The 23317-nt window shown below is 65.6% G+C and carries 18 protein-coding genes, 1 tRNA gene and 3 pseudogenes; 7 read left to right on the top strand and 15 right to left on the bottom strand.

Translation table 11 applies throughout. The annotated features are described in order from the left end of the window. The first annotated feature begins 83 nt into the window (after positions 1 to 83). Complete coding sequence (locus QP181_RS10355; protein WP_132895321.1) at positions 84 to 545, top strand: MarR family winged helix-turn-helix transcriptional regulator; 462 nt, start codon at positions 84 to 86, stop codon at positions 543 to 545. Between the two features lie 122 nt (positions 546 to 667). Here the strand turns inward: QP181_RS10355 and QP181_RS10350 are convergent, their stop codons facing one another. After that, positions 668 to 1360 (bottom strand): 2OG-Fe(II) oxygenase family protein, encoded by a 693-nt coding sequence (locus QP181_RS10350; RefSeq protein WP_333928465.1) that lies wholly within the window; start codon positions 1358 to 1360, stop codon positions 668 to 670. Positions 1361 to 1496: 136 nt separating this feature from the next. Continuing rightward, a tRNA-Ala gene (locus QP181_RS10345) sits at positions 1497 to 1572 on the bottom strand. A 236-nt stretch (positions 1573 to 1808) separates the two neighbouring features. Here QP181_RS10345 and QP181_RS10340 point away from each other — a divergent pair. Both QP181_RS10340 and QP181_RS10335 read left to right on the top strand, forming a co-directional pair. Beyond that, positions 1809 to 3116, top strand: coding sequence for a DUF2171 domain-containing protein (locus tag QP181_RS10340; RefSeq protein ID WP_333928464.1), 1308 nt, complete (start codon positions 1809 to 1811; stop codon positions 3114 to 3116). Between the two features lie 141 nt (positions 3117 to 3257). Next, positions 3258 to 4247: an NADP-dependent oxidoreductase gene (locus tag QP181_RS10335; protein ID WP_333928463.1), complete on the top strand. Its 990-nt coding sequence runs from the start codon at positions 3258 to 3260 to the stop codon at positions 4245 to 4247. A 180-nt stretch (positions 4248 to 4427) separates the two neighbouring features. Here the strand turns inward: QP181_RS10335 and QP181_RS10330 are convergent, their stop codons facing one another. From QP181_RS10330 to QP181_RS10305, 6 genes are read right to left on the bottom strand one after another with little or no spacing between them, the layout of a single operon-like run. Next, on the bottom strand, positions 4428 to 5396 hold the full coding sequence (locus QP181_RS10330; protein WP_333928462.1) for a magnesium and cobalt transport protein CorA: 969 nt from the start codon (positions 5394 to 5396) through the stop codon (positions 4428 to 4430). Between the two features lie 38 nt (positions 5397 to 5434). Then, entirely contained in the window at positions 5435 to 6229 is a 795-nt protein-coding gene (locus QP181_RS10325) for a MetQ/NlpA family ABC transporter substrate-binding protein (RefSeq protein WP_333928461.1), read from the bottom strand. A gap of 22 nt (positions 6230 to 6251) precedes the next feature. Beyond that, positions 6252 to 6914, bottom strand: coding sequence for a methionine ABC transporter permease (locus tag QP181_RS10320; RefSeq protein ID WP_333928460.1), 663 nt, complete (start codon positions 6912 to 6914; stop codon positions 6252 to 6254). Further along, positions 6911 to 7645 carry a methionine ABC transporter ATP-binding protein gene (locus QP181_RS10315; protein WP_333928459.1) on the bottom strand — a complete coding sequence of 245 codons (735 nt, stop codon included), beginning with the start codon at positions 7643 to 7645 and terminating at the stop codon, positions 6911 to 6913. The genes QP181_RS10320 and QP181_RS10315 overlap by 4 nt, the downstream gene beginning before the upstream one ends. Then, positions 7642 to 8658 (bottom strand): LLM class flavin-dependent oxidoreductase, encoded by a 1017-nt coding sequence (locus QP181_RS10310; protein ID WP_333928458.1) that lies wholly within the window; start codon positions 8656 to 8658, stop codon positions 7642 to 7644. The genes QP181_RS10315 and QP181_RS10310 overlap by 4 nt, the downstream gene beginning before the upstream one ends. Continuing rightward, positions 8658 to 9563: an ATP-grasp domain-containing protein gene (locus QP181_RS10305; RefSeq protein WP_333928457.1), complete on the bottom strand. Its 906-nt coding sequence runs from the start codon at positions 9561 to 9563 to the stop codon at positions 8658 to 8660. The genes QP181_RS10310 and QP181_RS10305 overlap by 1 nt, the downstream gene beginning before the upstream one ends. 139 nt (positions 9564 to 9702) lie before the next feature. On the opposite strand from QP181_RS10305, the gene QP181_RS10300 reads away from it, so the two are divergent. Beyond that, positions 9703 to 10344, top strand: a complete 642-nt coding sequence (locus QP181_RS10300; RefSeq protein WP_333928456.1) for a peptidylprolyl isomerase — start codon at positions 9703 to 9705, stop codon at positions 10342 to 10344. 24 nt (positions 10345 to 10368) lie between these two features. Here the strand turns inward: QP181_RS10300 and QP181_RS10295 are convergent, their stop codons facing one another. From QP181_RS10295 to QP181_RS10265, 7 genes and pseudogenes are all read right to left on the bottom strand, one after another. Further along, on the bottom strand, positions 10369 to 11223 hold the full coding sequence (locus tag QP181_RS10295; RefSeq protein ID WP_333928455.1) for a hypothetical protein: 855 nt from the start codon (positions 11221 to 11223) through the stop codon (positions 10369 to 10371). Further along, positions 11207 to 11392, bottom strand: a complete 186-nt coding sequence (locus QP181_RS10290; protein ID WP_333928454.1) for an NTP transferase domain-containing protein — start codon at positions 11390 to 11392, stop codon at positions 11207 to 11209. The genes QP181_RS10295 and QP181_RS10290 overlap by 17 nt, the downstream gene beginning before the upstream one ends. 1 nt (position 11393) lies before the next feature. Continuing rightward, a complete protein-coding gene (locus QP181_RS10285; RefSeq protein WP_132735585.1) occupies positions 11394 to 12485 on the bottom strand; it encodes an inositol-3-phosphate synthase in 1092 nt (363 codons plus the stop codon). Positions 12486 to 12500: 15 nt separating this feature from the next. Then, positions 12501 to 13361 carry a CDP-alcohol phosphatidyltransferase family protein gene (locus tag QP181_RS10280; protein WP_333928453.1) on the bottom strand — a complete coding sequence of 287 codons (861 nt, stop codon included), beginning with the start codon at positions 13359 to 13361 and terminating at the stop codon, positions 12501 to 12503. Between the two features lie 54 nt (positions 13362 to 13415). Further along, a pseudogene (locus QP181_RS10275) lies at positions 13416 to 15606 on the bottom strand (NAD(+) synthase). Between the two features lie 52 nt (positions 15607 to 15658). Next, positions 15659 to 16873 (bottom strand): kynureninase, encoded by a 1215-nt coding sequence (gene kynU / locus QP181_RS10270; RefSeq protein WP_333928451.1) that lies wholly within the window; start codon positions 16871 to 16873, stop codon positions 15659 to 15661. Then, positions 16870 to 17784 carry an alpha/beta hydrolase gene (locus QP181_RS10265; RefSeq protein ID WP_333928450.1) on the bottom strand — a complete coding sequence of 305 codons (915 nt, stop codon included), beginning with the start codon at positions 17782 to 17784 and terminating at the stop codon, positions 16870 to 16872. The genes kynU and QP181_RS10265 overlap by 4 nt, the downstream gene beginning before the upstream one ends. A 141-nt stretch (positions 17785 to 17925) precedes the next feature. Between QP181_RS10265 and QP181_RS10260 the strand changes: the two genes are divergently transcribed. From QP181_RS10260 to QP181_RS10245, 3 genes and pseudogenes are all read left to right on the top strand, one after another. After that, the gene (locus tag QP181_RS10260) at positions 17926 to 19146 is read left to right on the top strand and encodes a glycosyltransferase (RefSeq protein WP_333928448.1); all 1221 of its coding nucleotides are present in this window, start codon (positions 17926 to 17928) and stop codon (positions 19144 to 19146) included. A 33-nt stretch (positions 19147 to 19179) separates the two neighbouring features. Beyond that, positions 19180 to 21430 (top strand): annotated as a pseudogene (gene parC, locus QP181_RS10255) (DNA topoisomerase IV subunit A). Between the two features lie 107 nt (positions 21431 to 21537). Next, positions 21538 to 23195 (top strand): annotated as a pseudogene (locus QP181_RS10245) (putative bifunctional diguanylate cyclase/phosphodiesterase). Positions 23196 to 23317 lie beyond the last annotated feature (122 nt).

Raw genomic sequence — 23317 nt, 5'->3', positions numbered from 1 at the left:
TTAGGTAGCCTTGCTACGGTTGTCCAGCATTATTTTGTGCGATAATCATTTCCGTGATACTGATCATTATGAAGGAGCTATGTGTGTCCGACCCTCTGCCACTCGACGATCAACTGTGCTTTTCGCTCTACGCTGCAACGATCGCGATCAATCGTGCCTATAAGCCTGCGCTCGACCGGCTTGGCATAACCTACCCGCAGTTTCTCGTTCTTCAGACCTTGAACGAGGTTCAGGATGGCCGTTCGATCGGCGCCATCGCCGAGAGGCTCGCGCTGGAACCGAGCACGATCACGCCACTGGCCAAGCGTTTGGAGGCAGCGGGGCTCGTTACGCGGATTCGCAATCCCGCCGACGAGCGTGAGGTCCGCGTCCGTTTGACCGACGCGGGTCGCGCCCGCTGGGCTGAGACGGGATGTCTGGGGCCGTTGATCGTGGAACGATCGGGAATGACGCCGGACAGGCTGGCGTATCTCAACGCTGAAGTGGCGGCGCTTCGTCAGGCGCTAGCGCTCAAGCCCGGGGCCAAATCCGCAGTGGTTCAATGAAATTTGCGGTAGATCTTAGGATGCATCTGCTAAAAGCATAGGCGCTAAGATGAAGCCTTCGCTCATTTGATGAGATAGCAACCCGTCGGTCCGCCCCGCGGTTGCGGCTCCGACTGACAATGTCAGAGGGGCTGCCGCTGCGCCCGCAACCATCCCGTAATCGAATACCGCTTCGTCGGCGCGGAGGGCGTTACATAGGACACGCTGTGGAGTTGCGGGACAGCTAGGATGTCGAGCGTGTTGAAGTCCGGGACAAGTCCCTCGACCATGCCGTCGCGATCATGGAACAGCAGCAGGCCGCCCCATTCGGCGCGCCTCTGCGGGGTGAGGCCGAACACATAGGCCGCACGTCGATCCTTGCCGGCAACCTCGTCGTCGTGCGCGGTGAGGAAGTCGCAGGCTGCGTAGGCGGTCGCCTGCGCATCGACGAACCGCGTATCGTCGGCGCCGGTGATCGCCTTCAGCACCGCCAGCCGGGCGGGACTCGACAACCACGAAGCGAATAGCGTGAGCAGATCGGGGTTCGCTACGCGTGCACCCACGCCGTCCGCCACGCGGATCGTCTCGTAGCGATATTGGCAACCGTTCTCGGCGCCCTTGTGAACCGCGGCATCCAGCGCCTTTCGCTGCGGATCGCTCATCGCGTCGCGGACCGAGCGATCGAGTTCGTAAAAAGTGTCGTTGCTGTTCAGCACCTGCCGCCAATCCGCATGATCCTGAAGATATGCGTGCAGGCGTTGCGACCCATCGCCCGACAACAGGTCCCTAATCCTGACGCGACCTGCGCGCGTACCGCGCGCGCAGGTCCGAGACATCGAGGTTCGGGTTGAGCATAAATGGGTCGGACGGCATCGAAAACCTCGCAGAGGATGCACGCCTAACGCCGATGTGCGGCCAGCAGAAGGGTGCGTGTTTATCCCGCTACGCCACCGATATGAGTTCCAGCGCGCGTGGTGGAGCCGAAGGGAATCGAACCCTTGACCTCCGCAGTGCGATTGCGGCGCTCTCCCATCTGAGCTACGGCCCCGCGCGGTTGGCCATAGGCCAGGATGGTGATCTAGCGGCTCGATTTGGGCGTTGCAACCAGGTTGGTGCGACCGCGCCAACCGACCTTCGGCGCGTCGTCGCAACGCAGCGTCGGGTCGCCGTCAAGTCGCCGCAATCACAGGAACATTCCGCCAGTTTGGCGCTTGTAGTTCTCGGAATGTACGACCCCGCGATCGACGGGGCCGGCAGCCGCAGGACAGCAATTAGGAGGTTCCTATGGTCTACGAACGCAACACCCGAGATCGCCAGTCGGGCGACTATTACGGTCGGCCGAACTCGAACGATTATGGTCGCGATTTCCGCGCAGACGGTGGCGGCTATGGTCGTTCCAGCGCGCGTGAATATGAAGCCGCCGGCGAATATGACCGCGACGATAACCGCAGCGGTCGCGGCCAGGGATATCAGGGGCGTGACGACCAGGGACGCGGCGACCAATATGGTCGCGAGCAGGGCGGTCGTGATTATTATGGCGGCCACAATGACCGCTCGCAGCCATCGGACGGCGACCGCTACGGACAGTCACGCTACGGCCAGGGATCAGGCCAGGGTTATGGCCAGCAGGGTTACGGGCAGCAGGGCTATGGCCAGCAGCGCTCCGGCCAGGGCTATGGCCGGCAGTCCTACGGCCAGCGCAGCCAAGGTTCGGGCGATACCGAATATCACGGCAGCTATGCATCGGATGGTCGCCGCTTCGAAGACGTAGGTCGCAACCGCGACGCCGATGACGACAACCGCAACTCTTCGCGCGGCGGCAGCCGGAACGAGGGGCGTGACTATGGTCGCCAGCCACAGGGCTATGACTATGACGATCGCGGGTTCATCGCGCGCGCAGGCGACGAAGTTCGCTCGTGGTTCGGTGACGACGAGGCCGAGCGTCGCCGGGAGGCCGATGCACGCTTCGACGAGCGGTCCTATGGCAACTCCGACAACCGTGCGTTCGGCAATCGCTCGTCGAACACGCATGACGACCATTATCATGGCTGGCGGAGCTCGCAGATCGCGGCGCTCGACCGTGACTATGACGAGTATCGGAACGAGAACCGCTCGAAGTTCGAGACCGAGTTCTCGTCGTGGCGTAACGAGCGCCAGGGCCAGCGCAGCTCGCTGTCGCAGGTTACCGAGCATATGGAAGTCGTCGGCTCCGACGGCAGCCATGTCGGTACGGTCGACAAGGTGAAGGGCGACCGGATCCTGCTGACCAAGAACGACCGCGATGCGGGCGGCGTGCACCACTCGATCCCGTCGCGCTGGATCAAGACCGTCGACGGCAAGGTGACTCTGTCGAAGTCGGCCGACGAAGCCAAGGCGGCGTGGAAGGAAGAAGAGCGCAACTCGGCGATGTTCGACTACGGCGATCGCACGGGCGGCGACAAGAAGGATACCGGCAGCAGCGGTTATGCTTCGAGCTCGCAGACGGGCAGCACGGCGACCGGTACGGCATCGACCACGGGCACTACGACCGGCGGCACCACCACTGGCACGACGTCGGACACGCTCGGCAAGTCGGGGTCGACCACGTACTAACTGGTTGAAAGCGTTGGCTGGCGTCGCATGATGTCAGCCGAACACGGGCCCGGGCGGAAACGTCCGGGCCTTTTTGCAGGTTGCGTTGAGTGTGCGTTTCGCCATACCCGCAACACGAATATTCTAGACAGGAGCAAGTTTATGGCCCGTGCATGGAGCCTGAAGGCACGTCCGCAAGGGATGCCGAAGCATACCGACTTCGCCATGATCGATCTCGACCAGGCGACGCTCGGCGCTGGCGAGGTACGGATCGCCAATCGCTGGCTGTCGGTCGACCCGTACATGCGCGGGCGGATGAACGACGTGAAGAGCTACGTCCCGCCGTTCGCGCTGGGCGAGGCGATGCAGGGCGGCGCGGTCGGCGAAGTGATCGAGAGCAACGACGACGGCATCAAGGTCGGCGACATGGTGCTGCACATGGCGGGGTGGCGCGACGAGGCGGTGGTGCCGGCCGCGCAGGTGCAGAAGCTGCCCGCGCTCGACGTGCCTCCGCAGGCATTCCTGGGTCAGCTCGGCATGCCGGGGATGACCGGGTATTTCGGTCTGCTCCAGGTTGCCGAGGCGAAGGCGGGCGACACGGTGTTCGTGTCGGCGGCGGCAGGTGCGGTGGGCTCGACCGTGGTGCAGGTCGCCAAGGCCAAGGGCATGACAGTGATCGGCTCGGCCGGCGGCGCGGAGAAATGCGCGTGGGTGAAGTCGCTCGGCGCGGATGCGGTGATCGACTACAAGAGCGATGTGCCGGTGGTGAAGGCGCTTGGCGAGGCGGCGCCGAAAGGCATCGACGTGTATTTCGACAACGTCGGCGGCGAGCATCTCGACGCGGCGCTGGCACATGCGAACATGCACGCGCGGTTCGCGGTGTGCGGGATGATCGACGTCTACAACAGCGGCGCGGCGACGCAGCTGAAGTATCTCGCGCGGTTGATCGGTAACCGGATCCAGATCCGCGGGTTCATCGTCAGCGACTACATGAATCGCGCCGAGGAGTTCTACAAGGATATGGGCGGGATGCTGGCGGCGGGGACGCTGAAGCGGCAGGAGACCGTGCACGAGGGGCTCGAGACGATGCCGGATGCGTTCTTGGGGCTGTTCTCGGGTGGGAATACGGGGAAGATGCTCGTCAAGGTTTGAGCTAAACCCTTAAGCATTTCAGTCAGTACCCCCGGCGAAGGCCGGGGCCCAATTGGAAAGGTCGCAGTAACGGAGCATAACGCCCGTCATTGGCGGCCCCCAATTGGGCCCCGGCCTTCGCCGGGGGAGAAGCAATATCTGACTACCTGACTGAAATGACGATCAGGTCGATCCGCGGGCCTACAACCACTTCGCCTGCTTGAACTTCACGTACAGCGCGGCGCAGACCACCGCGATCACGCCCAGTACGACGAAATACCCGTATTCCGTTTTCAGCTCGGGCATGTTTTCGAAGTTCATGCCGTAGATCCCGGCGATCGCGGTGGGGACGGCGAGGATCGCGGCCCAGGCGGCGAGCTGGCGGGTGATCGCGCCGGTGCGTTGTTGTTCGAGCAGGTTGCTGAATTCGAACACCGAGGTCAGCACTTCGCGTAACCCCTCGACCATCGTCTGCACCCGGCGGACGTGATCGAGCACGTCGCTGAAATACGGTTTCGCCTCGGTATCGATGCAGGGGAGGTCGAGGCGGACGATCTTGCCCGCGACCTCGCCCATCGGCCCGAGGATACGCTGGAAGCGGATCATCTCGCGCCGGAGCCCGAAGATCCGCACGATTTCGTCGCGGCCGAGGAAGGCGTCGATCGTGCGTTGCTCCATCGCCAGCACTTCGTCCTCGATGCTTTCGACGATCGGGAGGTAGCCGTCGACGACGTAGTCGAGAATTGCGTGGAGGACGTAATCGACGCCGTTGATCAGTAGCGTGGGCGCGGCTTCGAGTTGTTCGCGAAGTGCCTTGTGCGAGCGTGCCGAGCCGTGGCGGACGCTGATGATGTGGCTGTGGCCGACGAAGATCGCGGTCTCGCCATACGCGATCTTGTCGTCCTCCAGTTGCGCGGTCCGCGCCACGACGAACAGTTGGTCACCGTACACGTCGACCTTGGGGAGCTGGTCCGCCTTGATCGCGTCCTCCACCGCCAGCGGGTGGAGGTTATACTGGTCCTTCAGCGTCCGCATCTCCGCGTCGGTCGGGTCGCAGATGCCGATCCAGACGAACTCGGAACGATCCGCGGGGCAATCGACCTTTTCGTCGATCGAGACCGCGCGGACGCGCTTGCCATGGCGATAGAGATACGCGGCGACGACCGTCATGGAGCCTCAGAATTACGCGGACTGGGGTCGCGCCGGTATCAGAACGCCGGCAGCACCGCACCTCGATAATGCTGCTCGATGAAGGTCTTGGTGGCCGGGCTGCGCAGCGCGGCGATCAGCTTCACGACCCGCGGGTCCTTCTCGCCGCCGGGCAGGCCGACGACGAAATTGACGTAGGGGCTGTTCTTGTCCTCGATCGCGAGCGCATCGCGGACCGGGTTGAGCTTCGCGTCGAGCGCGTAGTTGGTGTTGATCAGCGCGAGATCGACCTCGCCGAGCGTGCGCGGCAGGGTGGCGCCCTCCAGTTCCTTGAACTGCAGGTTCTTCGGGTTGGTGGCGATGTCGTTGAGGCTCGACAGCGGATTGGTCGGGTTCTTGAGCGTGATCAGCCCGGCCTTCTGCAGCAGCAGCAGCGCGCGGCCGCCGTTGCTCGGCTCGTTCGGGATCGCGACGGTCGCGCCGCTAGGGATCTGCGCGATCGACTTCCACTTGCGCGAATAGGCGCCGAGCGGTTCGACGTGGACGCCCGCATAGGTCACCAGATGCGTGCCGCGCGAGGCGTTGAACTCGTCGAGATACGGCTTGGTCTCGAAGTAGCTGACGTCGATCTGCTTCTGCTCGACCTGGAGGTTGGGCTGGACGTAGTCGTTGAAGACGCGGATCTGGAGGTCGACGCCTTCCTTGGCGAGCGTCGGCTTGATCGATTCCAGGATCTCGGCGTGCGGCACCGCGGTCGCGGCGACGGTGAGCGTCTTGCCGTCATTGGTCTTGGTGCCACCGCACGCGGCGAGCGCGAGCAGCGAGAACGAGGCGAGCAAGGTGCGGCGGTTCATGCGAATTCCTAGCGGCGTTAAATCAGCGGCGGGTGAAGTGGCGAGCGAGCGCGTCGCCGGCATATTGAATGATCTGGACGAGCACGACCAGCAGCACGACGGTGACGACCATGACGTCGGTCTGGAAGCGCTGATAGCCGAACCGGATCGCGAGATCGCCGAGGCCCCCTGCGCCGACCACGCCCGCCATCGCGGTAAACGAGACGAGCGCGACCGCGGTCACGGTGGCGCCGGCGATCAGTCCGGGCAGCGCCTCGGGGATCAGCGCGCCGGTGACGATCTGGCGCGTGGTGGCGCCCATCGCCTGCACCGCCTCGATCGTGGTGCGGTCGACTTCCTTGAGCGAGCCTTCGACGAGACGCGCATAGAAGGGCGCCGCGCCGACGACGAGCGGCGGGATGGCGCCGGCGACGCCTAGCGATGTGCCGACCAGCATGACGGTAAGCGGGATCATCACGATCAGCAGGATGATGAACGGGACAGAGCGCAGGATGTTGACGATGACGCCGAGCACGACGTTGGCGACGCGGTTCTGCGACAGGCGGCCTTGGCCGGTGAGGTAGAGCAGGACACCGAGCGGCAGGCCGAACGCGATCGTGAGGATCAGCGACCCGCCGAGCATGATCAGCGTGTCGAGGCACGCCTGGCCGATGTCGGACCAATCGATGTTGGCGAAGAAGCTCATGCCGCCAGCGCCGCCAGCATACGCTGCGTTGCCGGGTGGGTGGCGTTGGCGAAGATGTCGGTGACTTCGCCGGTCTCGACGATGCGGCCGCGTTCGAGGACGGCGACGCGGTCGCAGACGTAGCGTACAACGTCCATTTCGTGGGTGATGAGAACGATCGTCAGGCCAAGGTCTCGGTTCAGCTCACGGAGAAGGGTCAGGACGGAGCGGGTGGTCTCTGGATCCAACGCGCTGGTGGCTTCGTCGCACAGGAGGATGTCGGGGTCGGTGGCGAGGGCGCGGGCGATGCCGACGCGCTGCTTCTGGCCGCCGGAGAGTTGGGCGGGGTATCTGGTGGCGTGATCGGCGAGGCCCACGCGGTCGAGCAGTGCGGCGATCTTCGTCTCGCGCTCTGCCTTGGAGACACCAGCCAGGACTAGCGGGAACGCAACGTTAGCCGCCACGGTGCGCGACGAGAGCAAGCCGAAGTTCTGGAATATCATGCCGATCCGGCGGCGTAGTGCGCGCAGGTCCGCTGCGGACAGTGCCGCCACGTCGACCCCATCGACTTCGACCCGGCCTGAAGTCGGGCGTTCGAGCGCGTTGATCAGGCGGATCAGCGTCGACTTTCCCGCGCCGGACTGGCCGATGACGCCGAATACGCCGCGCGCCGGGATCTCCAGCGAGATCCCGTCCAGGGCAGCCGCTTCGCTTGCCGGGTAGGTTTTAACGACGTCAGTGAGGCGGATCATGCCGAGCCCATGACCTGCACCGCGAACCGCTCCATCTCTTCTGCCTGCGGGCTCATCTGGAGCAGCAGCAGGTCGAGACCGGCGGCTTCGTACTCCGCGACACGCTCCTTCAACTGTTCGGGCGTACCGACCAGATTAGGACGCAGGCCGCGGTTGGAGACGGAATATTCCTGGATCTTCAATTCGCGTTCGAGCTGCGTGCCCGACAGCCACTGGTCGAAATTGGCATAGCCCGCGGGGAGTTCGGTGACGCTGGTGATGCGCTCGAGTTCGCGCTTGGCCTCAGCCTCGCTGTCGCGGACGATCGCGTAGGCGGCCATGCCGTATTGCATCGGCGCGCCGCCAGCCGCTTCGCGCCGCGCCGCCATGTCGGCGATCTTCGGTGCTATCGCCTCCGCCGGGTCGCCGTGCATGACGTAGGCGTCGCACTGCGCGGCGATAATCGCCTTGGCCTTCTCGCTCTCGCCGCCGGCATAGACGGTCGGGCGCTTGGCGGGCTTGGGCGAGCAGATCGCCTGTTCGGTGGTGTAGAACTGGCCCGCGAAGTCGAACCGCTCCTGCGTCCAGAGCCCGTCGACGACGGTCAGCCACTCGGCGGTGCGCGCGTAGCGATCGTCGTGCTGGTCGAACTGGAGGCCGTATTGCTTGGCCTCGTCCGCCCACCAGGACGAGACGACGTTGAGCGCTAGCCGCCCGCCGGAAATCCGGTCGATGTTCGCCGCCGCCTTGGCGAACAGCGCGGGGTGGTGAAAGTTCGGGCGGACCGCGACCATCAGCTCGATGCTGTCGGTCACTGCCGCGAGCGCCGCCGCGGTCGACCACGCATCGAGCGCGGGCTGTTCGATGCCCTTGATGTCGTTGAGGTTCAGCTCGGCGATCAGCGTCAGGTCATAGCCCCAGCGCTCGGCATTTTGCGTCAGCGCCTTGGTGTAGGCCCAACTCGCCTCCATCCCCTCGTCGGGGACATTGCGAAGCCAGCCGCCGAAGACGGGAGTCCAGTAACCATAGCGCATCAGCGGGCCTTCTCGATTTGTTCGATCAGGTAATCAACGAGGCGGTCGTGGGGATCCCAGCCGAGCGTTTCCAGCGGCTTGGCGACGAAGTTCGACAGCGCGTTGATGTCGTAGAAGCGGGGAACGCCGTCGCGGTCGTCGATCATGACTTCCACGCCGCCGACATCGAGATCGACCGCACGGGCAATCGCTTCGGCGGCATCCTTCAAGGTCTGCGAGGGCTCGACCGCGGCCATCCTGATGCCTGAGCCGGGGACGGCGCACGCATCCGCGGGGCAGAGATCGAACGCGCCGCCGCCCGCGACATCGATCGCGTAGAGGAATTTGCGGTCCAGCGTCTCGATCCGGGTGATCGCACCGTCGCGGACGGGGACGTATTCCTGGACCAGCAGCACGCCGTCGACGCTGCTTGGGAGGCCTGCGTCGGCGACGGCGGTGCGCAGTTCGTCGAGGCTGTCGAAGCGGATGATGCCTGCGCCCGATCCGCCGATGTTCGCCTTCACTACCAGCGGGAAGCGTAGCGTCTGCGCGGCCGGGACGACGTCGGCGGCGCGGTGGACGATGCGTGTCTCGGGGATGGCGAGACCGAGCGAGGCGATCAGCGACAATTGCCGCGCTTTCGACGCATCGATCGCGAGCACGTCGGTGCCGTTGATCACGTGCGCGCCGGTGCGGCGCCAGTGATCGAGCATCGCCATCGTGTCGAAGATCGGATGCTCGTCGTTGCGCAGGAAGCTCGACATCGCGATGCGGTTGAAGACGACGGGGGCGGGGGCGCCTTGGTCGGCGGGGTTCCAGAAGCCATCCGGCGTGGCGCGCGAGAAGTCGACGCCGCGGCGGTCGAGCGCGGCGAACAGCGGTTCGAACCAGAGCGGGTGCTCGTAGAGAATGGCGAGATCGGTCATCGCTCTCCGGATACGCATTGCGCGCGGGCGTGCAAACCCAAGCAATAGTTTGCGCCACGCAATTTCGCATCGTTACCGGCTGACGTTCTCGGCTGACGTTCTCGGCTGACAGGGCGCGTTTGCCGCGGTAGCCTTGGTCATGATCTTGAAAACGCTTGGCGCTTCGCTCGTCCTTCTCTGTGCCGTTTCCGGCTCGGCGCAAACCGTCGCTCCGGCGACACCGGCTACGCCTGTTCCGGCCGAGGCGGTGCCGGCGGCGACCGTCTCGATCGTGATGACGACCAGCGAGGGGCCGATCACGCTGGCGCTCGAGAAAGAGCGCGCACCGCTGACGACCGCGAATTTCCTGCGTTATGTCGACCAGAAGCGGCTCGATGGGGTGACGTTCTACCGCGCGATGAACCTGGGGCAGGGGACTGGGCTGATCCAGGGCGGGCCGCAGAACGATCCCAAGCGCATCCTGAAACCGGTAGCGCATGAGCCGACCAGCAAGACCGGGCTGTCGCATGTCGATGGGACGATCTCGCTGGCGCGGTTGGCGCCGGGGACGGCGACGGCGGATTTCTTCATTACCGTCGGGCCGGTGTTGTCGTTGGATGCGAACCCGACGGGGAGTGGGGATGCCGCTGGATATGCGGCGTTCGGGCATGTCGTCGAGGGGATGGACGTGGTGAAGCGCATCCTTGCTGCGCCGATTTCGGCGACCGCCGGGGTCGGGGTGATGAAAGGGCAGATGATTGCCGCGCCGATTAAGATTCTGATGGTTCGGCGGGTGAAGTAGCCGAAGTTTTTCGGCCGCTTACCTTCACTGGCGACCACCCCGGCGAAGGCCGGGGCTCAGTTGGAAAGGTTGCGGTAACGGCGGACTGTGCGTCGTTATAGCCGTCCCCCAACTGGGCCCCGGCCTTCGCCGGGGTGGTGTTGGGGAGGGGGCGGTTGGACCGTGACACAGAGCGCCGCCTAGCCGTTCCCCCGCGGACGCGGGGCCCCAGCTAAGTATAGGACGGTGCTTGTTGCTCCTGGGCCCCCGCGTTCGCGAGGGAACAAGGAACAGGGGTGTAATTGCGAACAGGGAGTTCTCGAACGCGAACTCGGCTGGGTCAGGCGGCGACGGCGTCCGCCTTGGTCGCCATCCACGCTTCGGCCTTGGCGAGCGCGGGGGCGTCGTCGACGTCGATCCAGTCGATGTCGTTGCAATCGACGATCCGGGCGAGGCCTTGCGCGGCCAGCAGGCGGACGCCTTCGGTGAGGAAGGGCTCGCCAGCGTTGCCAGTGCATCCGACAGCGCGGGGCCGATCGCGAAGACGCCGGTGTCGTAGCAGTCGTGCGGTTCGAGGCCCTTGCCGATCGCGACGATGCGGTCGCCTTCGGTCGCGACGCAGGTGACGTCCTCGGGGTCGACCCAGTCATGGCCGAGGCGCCGGTCGATGCCGAGCCGTAGACCACCGCCAGCGCCGGCTTTGGCCATGCGCGCGTAGAGTTCGGGGCTGACGAGGTGGTCGCACATCGCCAGCACCGCTTCACTGCCGGCTAGCGCATCACGCGCCGCGAGGACCGAGACGCCGTTCGGTTCGCGGTGGTCGGCGAGCACCGTCTCGACCGCCAGCGGCCAGCGCCGGCTACCGAGATACGCTTCGATCGCCTCACGCCCGTAGCTCACCGTCACGATCGCGCGCGAAACCGGCTTCCGCCAGCCCTTCGAGCGCGTGGGCGATCAACGGCCGCCCCGCGACCGCGCAGAGCGGCTTGTACGGGGCGGAGGTGCGAAGGCGGCTGCCTTCCCCGGCGGCGAGGATGATCGCCGTTTGAATCCGGGGCGTCTCGATCATGTCAGGCAGCCTTGATGAACCGCTCGACTTCGATCTGCGCGAGATCGTCGGTCATCTGCGTGCGTGGGTGCTTGCAGAAATAGGCCGAGGCAGGATCGATCACGCCGGCGATGCCGCGATCCTTGGCGATCTTGGCGCAACGGATCATGTCGATCGCGACACCCGCCGAATTGGGGCTGTCCTCGACCGAGAGACGCAGCTCGATGTTCATCGGCACGCCGCCGAACAGCTGGCCTTCCATGCGCAGGAAGCAGACCTTGTTGTCGTTCTGCCAGGGGACATAGTCCGACGGGCCGATATGGACGTTGTCGTCGTCCATCCGCTCGGCCGCAACCGACTGGACGGCTTCGGTCTTCGAGATCTTCTTCGATTCGAGACGGCGATGATTCGACATGTTGAGGAAGTCGGTGTTGCCGCCGGTGTTGAGCTGGTAGGTCCGATCCAGCTTCACGCCGCGCTTGGCGAACAGGTCGGTCAGCACGCGGTGGACGATCGTCGCGCCGAGCTGCGCCTTGATGTCGTCGCCGATGATCGCGACGCCAGCATCTTCGAACTTCTTCGCCCAGACCGGGTTCGAGGCGATGAAGACGGGGATGTTGTTGACGAACGCCACGCCCGCTTCGATCGCGCACTCGGCGTAGAATTCGGTGGCTTCCTGCGAACCGACCGGCAGGTAGTTCATCAGCACGTCGGCGCCCGATGCCTTCAGCTCGGCGATGACCTCTTCACGGGTCGGCTCGGCTGCGTCGGAAACCAGGAACGTACGGTCGTCCTTGAAATCGGCCATGTGGTCGGCGACGCCGTCCAGCTTCTTGCCCATCTTCACGATCGTGCCGGTGTTGCTCACGTTCGGTGCGAACACCGCGGTGCAGTTGGGCTTGGCGAAGATCGCCTCGGCGACGTCCTTGCCGACCTTGCGACGATCGACATCCCAGGCCGCGACGACCTTGATGTCGCTCGGCTTGTAGCCACCCATGTCGAAATGCATCAGGCCGACCTGGTCGTTGGCGCCCTCACGGTAATGCTCGAGGCCTTGCACGAGCGAGCTCGCGCAGTTGCCGATGCCGACCACGGCGATCCGAATGCTATTCATTACTGACCCTGTTCCTTACGAAAGATGCATGCGCGACGCGGTCTTTGGTCGCGTTGCAGAAGTATTACGAACGAAAGCCCGCTCGACACGACGGTGCCAGACGAGCCCGACGATGGCCACGAGCGTCAGAGGGACGATCTCGAACCACCAGAAGATGCGTGGGTTGCCCGCGAAGCAGGCGACGAAGATCGCCCATACCCGGACATTCGCGGTAAGCAAGGCCATGAAGCGCAAAGGCGCGACGGCGCTAGCTCCGTACAGCGCACCGAGTGCGACCGGATCGCTCGATTGGCCGAGCGTCCGTTCGAACGGCATGGCGATCCGGTCGATGCTGCTCGCGACGCCGTCATAGAAGCGGACGAGTGCGTTGCCGGTCGGGACGGGGGGCGCTTCGAGCGCGACGCCCTTGATCCGGCGATGGAAGCGCGAGCGCTCGCCCTCGTACATGTTCGACTGCACCGCGTGCGCGCCGCCGGCGGCGAAGGCGAGGATCCAGGCTTCGGGCGTGTCGATCGTCAGCGCGAGCGAGACGTAGATCAGCGCGAAGACGCCGTGATCGCACAGTCCGTCGAGCATCCGACCGAGCGGACTCGCGGTCTTGGTTGCGCGTGCCACCATGCCATCGAGTCCATCGGCGATCAGCCATCCCATCGACAGCACCAGGCCGACCAGCGCCAGCGCCCAATTGCCCCATTGGGTATAGGCGAGCGCAGCAGCTCCGCCGAGGCAAAGCCCCGCTACCGATACCGAATTCGCGGAAATTCCACGCGCCAACGCAAGCGGCAAAAGCGCACGGCCTGCCGGGTGAATCAGCCAAAGATTAGATGGGATCTCGATCCGGCGATCGCGCGATCCATCCGGTGGAGCCACTGTCATAGGATTTTCATAATGCGCCGCGCAGGCGATTTATGCAAGGCGGCGCGGCTAACCCTATGGAACGCTTGACCGCAATTCCTCAAGCCAGATCGCCGCGGTCCCATCCGACGGCGCGCGCCAGTCACCGCGGGGCGAAAGCGCACCGCCCGCCGAGACCTTCGGCCCGTTGGGCATCGCAGACCGCTTGAACTGGCTGGTGGTGAAGAACCGGAACAGGAATTTCTCCAGCCAGTGGCGGATCGTCGGCAGGTCATAGGCAACGCGCTCATCCGCGGGCAGGTCCTCCGGCCATGCGCCGACGCTCGCATCGCGCCATGCGTGCCAGGCGAGAAACGCGATCTTCGATGGCGCGAGCCCATGACGGATCACGTAGTGCGCGAAGAAGTCGTTCAGCGCATACGGCCCGATCATCGACTCGGTGCTCTGCAACGCACCGTCAGCACCTGCCGGTACGAGCTCGGGCGAAATTTCCTGCGCGAGGATCGTCGAGAGGATCGCGTCGGTCGCCGCGTCATACTGGTCGGTACGGATACACCAGCGGATCAGGAACTGGATCAGCGTCTTGGGCACGCCGCTGTTCACCGCGTAATGGCTCATCTGGTCGCCGACACCATAGGTGCACCAGCCAAGCGCCATCTCGCTGAGATCGCCGGTGCCCAGCACGATCCCGCGCCGCTGGTTGGCGAGACGGAACAGGTAATCGGTCCGGAGACCCGCCTGCACGTTCTCGAAGGTGATGTCGTAGACCGGTTCGCCTTCGCTGAAGGGGTGGCCAATGTCTTCGAGCATGCGCGTGGCGGCGGGGCGGATGTCGATCTCCTCGGCGGTGATGCCGAGCGCGCGCATCAGCGCCCAGGCGTTCGCCTTGGTGCCTTCGCCGGTCGCGAAGCCGGGCATGGTGAAGCCGAGGATCGCGCTGCGCGGCCGACCGAGCCGGTCCATCGCCTTCGCCGCGACGATCAGCGCGTGCGTCGAGTCGAGGCCGCCGGATACGCCGATCACGATCGTCTCGGCGTGCGCGGCAACGAGGCGCTTCGACAGTGCCTCCACCTGGATGTTGAACGCCTCGTAGCAATCGTCATCGCGCCGCGTCGGGTCGTTCGGGACGAACGGGAACCGGCGGATCGCGCGTTCCAAGCCGCCCAATCCTCCCCCGCCAGGGGGAGGTGGCGCCGAAGGCGACGGAGGGGGAGGACACGGAACAGCGGTTGCCCTTTCCTCCCCCTCCGTCAGGCTGTGCCTGCCACCTCCCCCTTGCGGGGGAGGATCGTAGGCTTCGAGGCTGATTCCAGCTTCAAGCACCGGCGCATGATTGAATCCGATCCGTCGGAAGCGCGTTTCGGGGTTGCCGGCGAATATCGCCGCATCGTTGAACGTGCCGTTGCGCAGGCGTTCCTGCGTGATGCGTTCGCAATCGATGTCGGCGATCACCAGTTCGGGTTCGGTTGAGAACCGCTCCGACTCCGCGAGTTGCTCGCCGAGTTCATGGACCAAACCTTGGCCATCCCACGCGACTTCGGTGGTGCTCTCGCCGGGGCCTGCGGCGGAATAGACGTAGGCACAAACCGCGCGCGCAGATTGCGCTGCCGCCAGCATCGCCCGCTCGCGAGCCTTGCCGATGACGATGTTCGAGGCGGACAGGTTGCAGCAGATCAGCGCTCCGGCGAGCGCGCCCGCGGTCGAGGGCGGGGTGGGGGCCCAGTAATCCTCGCAGATCTCGGTATGGAAGACGAAGCCGGGCAAATCCCGCGCGGCGAAGATCAGGTCGGTCCCGAACGGTATTTCCTCGCCGTTGATGTCGATCGTAAGTCCCGTGAGCCCCGCGCCACTCGCAAACCAGCGCTTCTCATAGAACTCGCGGTAGTTGGGCAGGAAGGTCTTCGGCACCACGCCGAGCACGCGCCCGCGCGCGATCGCCAGCGCGCAGTTGTACAGTCGCCCGTTCCGCACAAGCGCCGCGCCGACCAGCAACACCGGCCGCAAGGTCGCGCTCGCCTCGACCACCGTCGCGATCGCCGCCAGCGTCGCGCGCTGCTGCGCGGTCTGGAGATGCAGGTCGTCGATCGCATAGGAGGTGAGGTTCAGTTCGGGGAACACGACGAGGTCGACGCCCTTCGCGTCCGCCTCGCGTGCCAAGGCGATCGTGGCCTCGGCATTCGCGGCGGTATCCCCTACCGACGCGCGGTGTGGCGGCGGCGACCCGGATCAGGCCATGGCTGTGGATCGCGTAGAATGGGTGCGTCATGCCGCACCGATACAAGTGCACGGCCGTGCGCGCTACCGGCTTGCCAAGGCGCTCACGTCACCGCGAGGCGTTCGGCAAAGGCCGGATCGCGCCAGGCTTCGGTTTCGAGAATGTCCCGCAGGATGTCGCCAGCGCGCCAGACGTCTTCGTGGCTGAGATACAAGGGCGTCAGGCCAAGGCGGAGGATGTCGGGATCGCGAAAGTCGCCGATCACCCCGCGCGCGATGAGCGCCTGCGTCAGTGCATAGGCGTCCGGGTGGCGGAAGCTGATGTGGCTGCCGCGTCTGGCGGGGTCTCGGGGGCTGACGCAGTCGAGGCCCAGCGCGTCGCCGGCGGCGGCGAGGATGGCGAAGAGCTGTGCGCTCTTGGCGACGACGGCGTGCTGGTCGATGTGGGCCCAGAGGTCGAGTGCGGTTTCCAGCGCGGCGGTCGAGAGCATCGCCGGGGTACCGGCGAGCCAGCGCTTCATACCGGGCGCGGGGCGGTAGGCATCCTCGAACGCGAACGGCGCGGCGTGGCCCATCCAGCCGGAGAGCGGGCTGGCGAGCGAATCCTGCCAGCGCTTGGCGACGAAGAGGAACGCAGGCGCACCGGGGCCGCCGTTGAGATATTTGTACGTGCAGCCGACCGCGAGATCGGCGTTGGCGGTGGTCAGGTCGATCGGGACGGCGCCGACGCTGTGGCTCAGGTCCCAGAGCATGAGCGCGCCGGCATCGTGCGCGCGGGCGGTCCAGGCGCGCATGTCGAAGCGGTCGCTGGTCTTGTAGTGGACGTGCGTGAGCAGCAGTACCGCGGTGTCGTCGTCGAGCGCGGCGGCGAGATCTTCGCGGGCGACCACCTTGAGGCGCGCGCCGGGGACGCAGGCGACCGCACCCTCGGCGATGTGGAGGTCGGTCGGGAAGTTGCCGGCTTCGCTGACGACGGTGTGACGGTCGGGGTTGCTGCGCAATGCGGCGACCAGCGCCTTGAACAGATGCGTCGAGGTGGTGTCGCCGATGATCACCTCGTCCGTAGCGGCACCGATCAGCGGGGCGATCTTGGCGCCGATCCGCTGCGGCGCGTCGATCCAGCCTTCGTTCCAGCTGCGGATGAGGCGGTCGCCCCATTGTCGTGTGGCCACATCGGCGAGCGCGGCGGGGGTCGCCTTGGGCAGCGCGCCGAGCGAGTTGCCGTCAAGATAGATCACGCCGTCGGGAAGCGCGAACCTGTCGCGGTAGGCGGCGAGCGGGTCGGTCGCGTCGAGCGCGCGGGCGTCTTCGAGGGTCACTTGGTCATTCCCAGGTCGGTAAGGATCAGACGCTTTGCTTCTGCCCAGGCGGGCGTTTCGGGGGCGATCAGTTCGACATGGCCGGTCGCGGGGATCGTGTGCAGCGTGGCGGTATCGCCGGCCGCGGTCGCCTTGGCGATATAGTCGGTGGCCATGACGAAGGGGATAATCCGGTCCTCGCGGCCGTTGATCAGGTCCTGCTTGACGCCGAGCGGGAGCAGGCGCGGGACCGACGTGTCGGGATAGATGTCGGGGTGCTGCGGCGTCGGCGTACCGACGAGTTTCGCGACGACTTCGGTGCCGCAGCCGTTTTCGGGGTTCGCCGCGGTGGCTTCGAGATCGGGGAGACCGCCGAGGCTGATGACATGATGGATGCGGAGCGGATGCGCGCTGTAGAGTGCGCTGGTCTTCGCAATCCGCGGGCGGGCGGCGAGCCAGAGCGCAAGGTGACCGCCGGCGGAATGGCCGATCGCGACGACGCGGCGTGTGTCGAGGTTGAACGTCTTCGCGTTCGTCGTGAGCTGGTCGGCGGCTTTCGCAGCGTCCTGGAACGTGCCGGGATAGCCGCCACCACTCCGGTCGACGCCGCGATAGTCGATGTTCCACACCGCGACGCCGGCGTTGCGAAGGTCGTCGGCGACCCAGTTCATCAGGCTGCGATCGGCGATGCTGGTCGTCCAGCAGCCGCCATGCACCATCACCACCACCGGCAAGCGGTCTTTGCCGCCGGTCTTGCCCTTGGGGAGCCAGACGTCGACCTTCTGCATCTGGTCGGTTCCATAGGCGATCGTCGCGTCGGGCGTCGGCTTGGGGCGGGCGGTGAGCACGGACCAGGTAAGCAGGTCGGCGGCGGCGGGCATCGGCATCGTGGCCAATGGTAGCAGCAAGGCGGTGGCGAGGAATAGGCGCATGCGGCGACGCTAGCCGACCGTCATCGACCTGTCCCGTCCGTAGACGCCGCGTCGCAAATTTTGCCCCGAACGCGGCGAAAGTCGGCGTAGAGAAGATTTAGAAGTGATCTGCGGCCACGCGGATCGAGCACGGGGTGCGCCTTGAAGATCCTGGTGTTGTCGAGCCTGTATCCGAACGCCGTGCAGCGGCGTCACGGGATCTTCATCGAGCACCGTGTCGGTCATGTCGCCCGGCCCGGCGACGAGGTTCGCGTGGTCGCGCCCGTGCCGTGGTTCCCGAGCGCCGATCCCCGGTTCGGGCGCTATGCCGAGTTCGCGAACGCGCCGCATGCAGCGGTGCGCCGCGGCGTAACCGTGACCTACCCGCGCTATCCGGTGGTGCCGAAGATCGGCATGGTCGCCGCGCCGTGGCTGATGGCGGCGGCGCTGTACCGGCATATCGCGCGGATACGGCATGAGTTCGATTTCGACGTGATCGACTCCTATTATCTGTATCCGGACGGCGTCGCGGCGAGCCTGCTTGCGCGGAAGTTCGATCGGCCGTTCGTGATGAGCGCGCTTGGGTCGGATGTCAGCCAGATCGCGCAGTATCGCGCCGAGCGGGCTATGATCCTGGCGGCGATCGATCGGGCCAGCGCGACGACTGCGGTGGCGGCGGCGTCGCGCGACGAACTGATCGCGATCGGCGCATCGCCCGGGAAAGTCTGTGTGGTCGAGCACGGCGTCGATCTCGCCCTGTTCTCGCCGCCTGCCGACCGCGCGGCGTTGCGACAGCGGATGGGCATCGCCGCGCCGACGGTGCTGTCGGTCGGTCACCTGATCGACCGCAAGGGGCATGACTTCGCGATCCGCGCGATCGCGACTTTGCCCGACGTGCGGTTGATGATCGCCGGCGACGGGCCGCGCGAGGGGGCGTTGCGCGCACTGGCGGCGAAGCTGGGCGTTGCGGGGCGGGTGGATTTTCTCGGCCATGTCGACCAGCATCGGCTGCCCGACCTGTACGGTGCGGCGGACCTGACCGCGAGTTGCTCCGACCGCGAGGGGATCGCCAACGTCCTGCTCGAGTCGCTCGCCTGCGGAACGCCTTTGGTGGCGACGCCGGTATGGGGTTCGCCCGAGGTCGTGCGCGTGCCCGAGGCTGGCGTGCTGACCGCGGATCGATCGGATGCGGCGATCGCCGAGGGGATCGCGCGGTTGCTCGCGGACCTGCCCGATCGGGGCGCGACACGGACGTTCGGCGAGCGCTACGACTGGCGCGAGACCGGGCGGCAGCATCGCGCGTTGCTCGCCGCGGCGATCGCCGGGCATGTCCCCAAGGCACCACGAGAACAAAAGGTGACGATGACGCGCGGGATGCTTTGATCGTTACGCGCGCGGCTGCTATCGATGTGCGCAATGGCCAGCAGTGATTTCAAAGACCCCTTCGACAGCATCGTCGACGCCCCCTTCGATAGCGCGCTCAGCGAGCGGTATCTGGTCTATGCGTTGTCGACGATCACGGCGCGGTCGCTGCCCGACGTCCGCGATGGGATGAAGCCGGTGCATCGGCGGCTGCTGTGGGCGATGCGGCTGCTGAAGCTCGACCCGGCGCAGGGCTACAAGAAGTGCGCGCGGGTCGTCGGCGACGTCATCGGCAAGTATCACCCGCACGGCGACCAGTCGGTCTACGACGCGATGGTGCGCTTGGCGCAGTCGTTCGCGATGCGGTATCCGTTGGTCGACGGGCAGGGCAATTTCGGCAATATCGACGGCGATAACGCGGCTGCCTACCGCTATACCGAGGCACGGTTGACGCAGGTCGCGATCGACCTGATGGATGGGCTCGACGAGGACGCGGTCGCATATCGCCCGACCTATAATGGCGAGGATCACGAGCCCGAGCTGTTCCCGGGGCTGTTCCCGAACCTGCTGGCGAACGGCGCGAGCGGGATCGCGGTCGGCATGGCGACGAGCATTCCGCCGCACAACGCCGCCGAGTTGCTGGAGGCGGCGATCGTCCTGATCGACCAGCCGGACGCGGACGATGCGGCGATCCTGGAGCATGTGAAGGGCCCGGATTTCCCGACCGGCGGGCTGGTGGTCGATCCACCGGCCGTGATCCGCGAATCCTATGCGACCGGCCGGGGCGGGTTCCGCGTCCGCGCGCTGGGAGACCGAGCGCGAGAAGGGCGGCGGCTGGCAGCTGATCGTCACCGAGATCCCGTACGGCGTGCAGAAGGGCAAGCTGATCGAGCAGATCGCCGAGCTGATCAACGCCAAGCGCCTGCCGATCCTCGCCGACGTGCGCGACGAATCGGATACCGAAATCCGCATCGTGCTCGAACCGCGCAGCCGCACGGTCGATCCGCAGATCCTGATGGACGGGCTGTTCCGGCTGACCGATCTCGAGACGCGAATCAGCCTCAACCTCAACGTGCTCGACAAGGATCGCACGCCGCGGGTGATGTCGCTGCGCGAGGCGCTGGCGGCGTGGGTCGATCACCAGTTCGTGGTATTGCGCCGGCGGACCGAGCACCGGCTGAGCAAGATCGCCGACCGGGTCGAACTGCTCGACGGCTATCTGATCGCGTACCTCAACCTCGACCGCGTGATCGAGATCATCCGCACCGAGGACGAGCCGAAAAAGGTGATGATCGCCGAGTTCGCGTTGACCGATCGCCAGGCCGAGGCGATCCTCAACATGCGGCTGCGCAGCTTGCGGCGGCTCGAAGAGTTCGAGATCAAGACCGAGCGCGACAAGCTCGACAAGGAGCAGGCGACGCTCGCCGCGTTGCTCGCCGATCCGAAAAAGCAGCGCGTGCGGATGAAGCGCGACATGGCGAAGATCCGCGATCGCTATGGGCTGGAGACGGTGCTCGGCAAACGCCGTACGACGATCGAGGAGGCCGCACCGACGCGCGACATTCCGCTCGAGGCGATGATCGAGCGCGAGCCTATCACCGTGATCCTGTCGCAGCGCGGCTGGATCCGGGCGATGCGTGGCCACAACGATCTCGCCAGCCCGGAAGCGCTGAAGTTCAAGGAGGGCGATGGCCCGGCGTTTGCGTTCCATGCGCAGACGACGGACAAGCTGCTGCTCGCGGCGGAGAACGGTCGGTTCTACACGCTGGCGGCGGACAAGCTGCCGGGTGGGCGCGGGTTTGGCGAGCCGGTGCGCGCGATGATCGACCTCGACGGCAGCGTCGGGATCGTCGCGCTGCTACCCGCGAGCCGGCATCCGAAACTGCTGATCGTCGCAACCGATGGGCGTGGCTTCTCGGTGAGCAGCGCCGACGTGATCGCCGAGACGCGCAAGGGCAAGACGGTGATGACGCCGCGGCCGGGCGCGCAGTTGAAGATCGTCCGGCCGATCGGGCCGACCGACGATTACGTCGCGGCGATCGGCGACAATCGCAAGATGCTGGTGTTCCCGCTCGCCGAACTGGTCGAGATGACGCGCGGGCAGGGGCTCCAGTTGCAGCGCTACCGCGATGGGGGGCTGGCGGACGCGATCACCTTCACCTTCGCCGAGGGTTTGAGCTGGGCGATGGGCGGCGGTAGCGGGCGGCAAAGAACCGAATCGGACTTAGGGCCGTGGCGTGCGGCGCGCGGTGCGGCGGGAAGAATGCCGCCGACGGGCTTCCCTCGCGACAATCGTTTTGCCTGATCCAGCGGATAGCGCGCTGTAAAATCGTGCGATTGGCTTAAATTGACAGATAACCGGTCTATTCGGTTCCTTCAGGACGTCTTAACGAAGGTCGGCTAGGCAGGGGCATGGCATCGATGGCCCCGGAAGCGATAGCGCAGAACATTGTTGCGACCGACCTGGTCGCACGGGCGCTTGAACTCATCCCCATTCCCGCGGCGCATCTCGTGCTGACCGGAGGCCAGTTCGAGCTGTTCGCGATGAATCGCGCCTACCGGCTCGCGGGCCTCGGTGTCGTGGCGGAACGGTCGCCGATGATCGTCGACCTTGCGCCGCGTATCGTCGCCTTTCTCGAATCCCAGCTGATCCGGACGGATTTCGAATGGGTGCTCGGCGACGCAATCGACTGTCGCTATTACCGCGTGACGATCGCCCGTTCGTTCGCCGCATTCCGCGACCGCTGTACGATCAGCTTCGTCGACCAGACGTCGCAGGTTCAGACCGAGCGCAGCCTCCGGCGCGAAATGACCACCGACAGCCTGACCGGGCTGCCCAACCGCGAAGGGTTCGAGGACCTGATCGAGGGGGCGAGGATCGTAGCGCCAACGCCGTCCTCGCGATCGATATCGACCGGTTCGGGCGGTTGAATTCGTGCCTCGGTTCGCTGGCGGGCGACGAATTGCTGATCACCGTGGCGCGGCGGATCAAGGGCGCGCTCCGCGCAGGCGATACGCTGGCACGGATCGGCGGCGACCAGTTCGGCATCCTGATGGCGCTCGACGGCAATCGCGGCGAGGCCCATGCGCTGGCCGAGCGGATCCAGCGCACGCTGACGGCACCGTTCCGCCTGACCGATTACGAGATCAGCGTCGAATGCTCGGTCGGGATCGCCTATGGCGCCGACGAAGCCGAGGACGTCGCGGAACTGATCCGTCACGCGCAGTTCGCCGTCAAGCGCGCCAAGGCCAGCGGCCGCGCCGAAAGTTACCTGCCGCAGGACCTTGCGATCGCACGCGCGCAGTTCAGCATGGAGACTGCGCTGCGGCGCGCCATCGCGAACCGCGAGTTGCGGCTGGCGTATCAACCGATCTGCGATCTCGCGACCGGGCGGATCGTATCTTTCGAGGCGCTGGCACGCTGGACTGACCTCGACGGCCACGTGCATTGTCCGACGGATTTCATCCCGGTGGCCGAGGAATCGGGGTTGATCGTTCCGCTTGGACGCTGGGCGATCGACGAGGCGGCGCAGACGTTGGCGCGCTGGGATGAACGCTTCGGGGGTCATTGCGGCGTCAAGGTCGCGGTCAACCTGTCCGCAATCCAGCTGCAGCGCGACGACATTGCTCCGGTCCTGAGCGCTGCGTTGGACTCGACCGGCCTGACCGGTGACCGGTTCACGCTGGAACTGACGGAAAGCGCGATCGTGTCCGATCCCGACCGGATCGCGGGGACGATGCATGCGCTGAAGGCGCTCGGTACGACGCTGGCGATGGACGATTTCGGGACCGGCTATTCGAACCTGGCGTATCTCCAGAAATTGCCGATCGACGTGTTGAAGATCGACCGGAGCTTCGTGACGGGGATGCTCGCGGACCGCGACAAGGTATCGATCGTCCGCGCGATCCTGAGTCTTGCGCAGGCGCTCGGGATGAAGACGACCGCCGAGGGGATCGAGACCAACGAACTCGCGCAGACCCTGGCGGCGCTGGGGTGCACGTTTGGGCAGGGATATTTCTATGCGAAGCCGCTCGAGGCGGATGCGGCGTTTGCGATGATTGCGCCGTAGAGTTGGGGGTGCGCATCGATCGGCTTTGTTCTGAGCGCCGCCAACGCAGCTGCCACTGTCATGCCCGTGGCGCGCTCTAGTCCAACCGCTACCGTCGTTTCAACGGCTACCGTCGTCCCGAC

This window comes from Sphingomonas sp. LR55, from assembly GCF_036856015.1.
Lineage (GTDB): Bacteria > Pseudomonadota > Alphaproteobacteria > Sphingomonadales > Sphingomonadaceae > Sphingomonas.
This window is presented reverse-complemented; position numbering and strand designations above follow the sequence as displayed.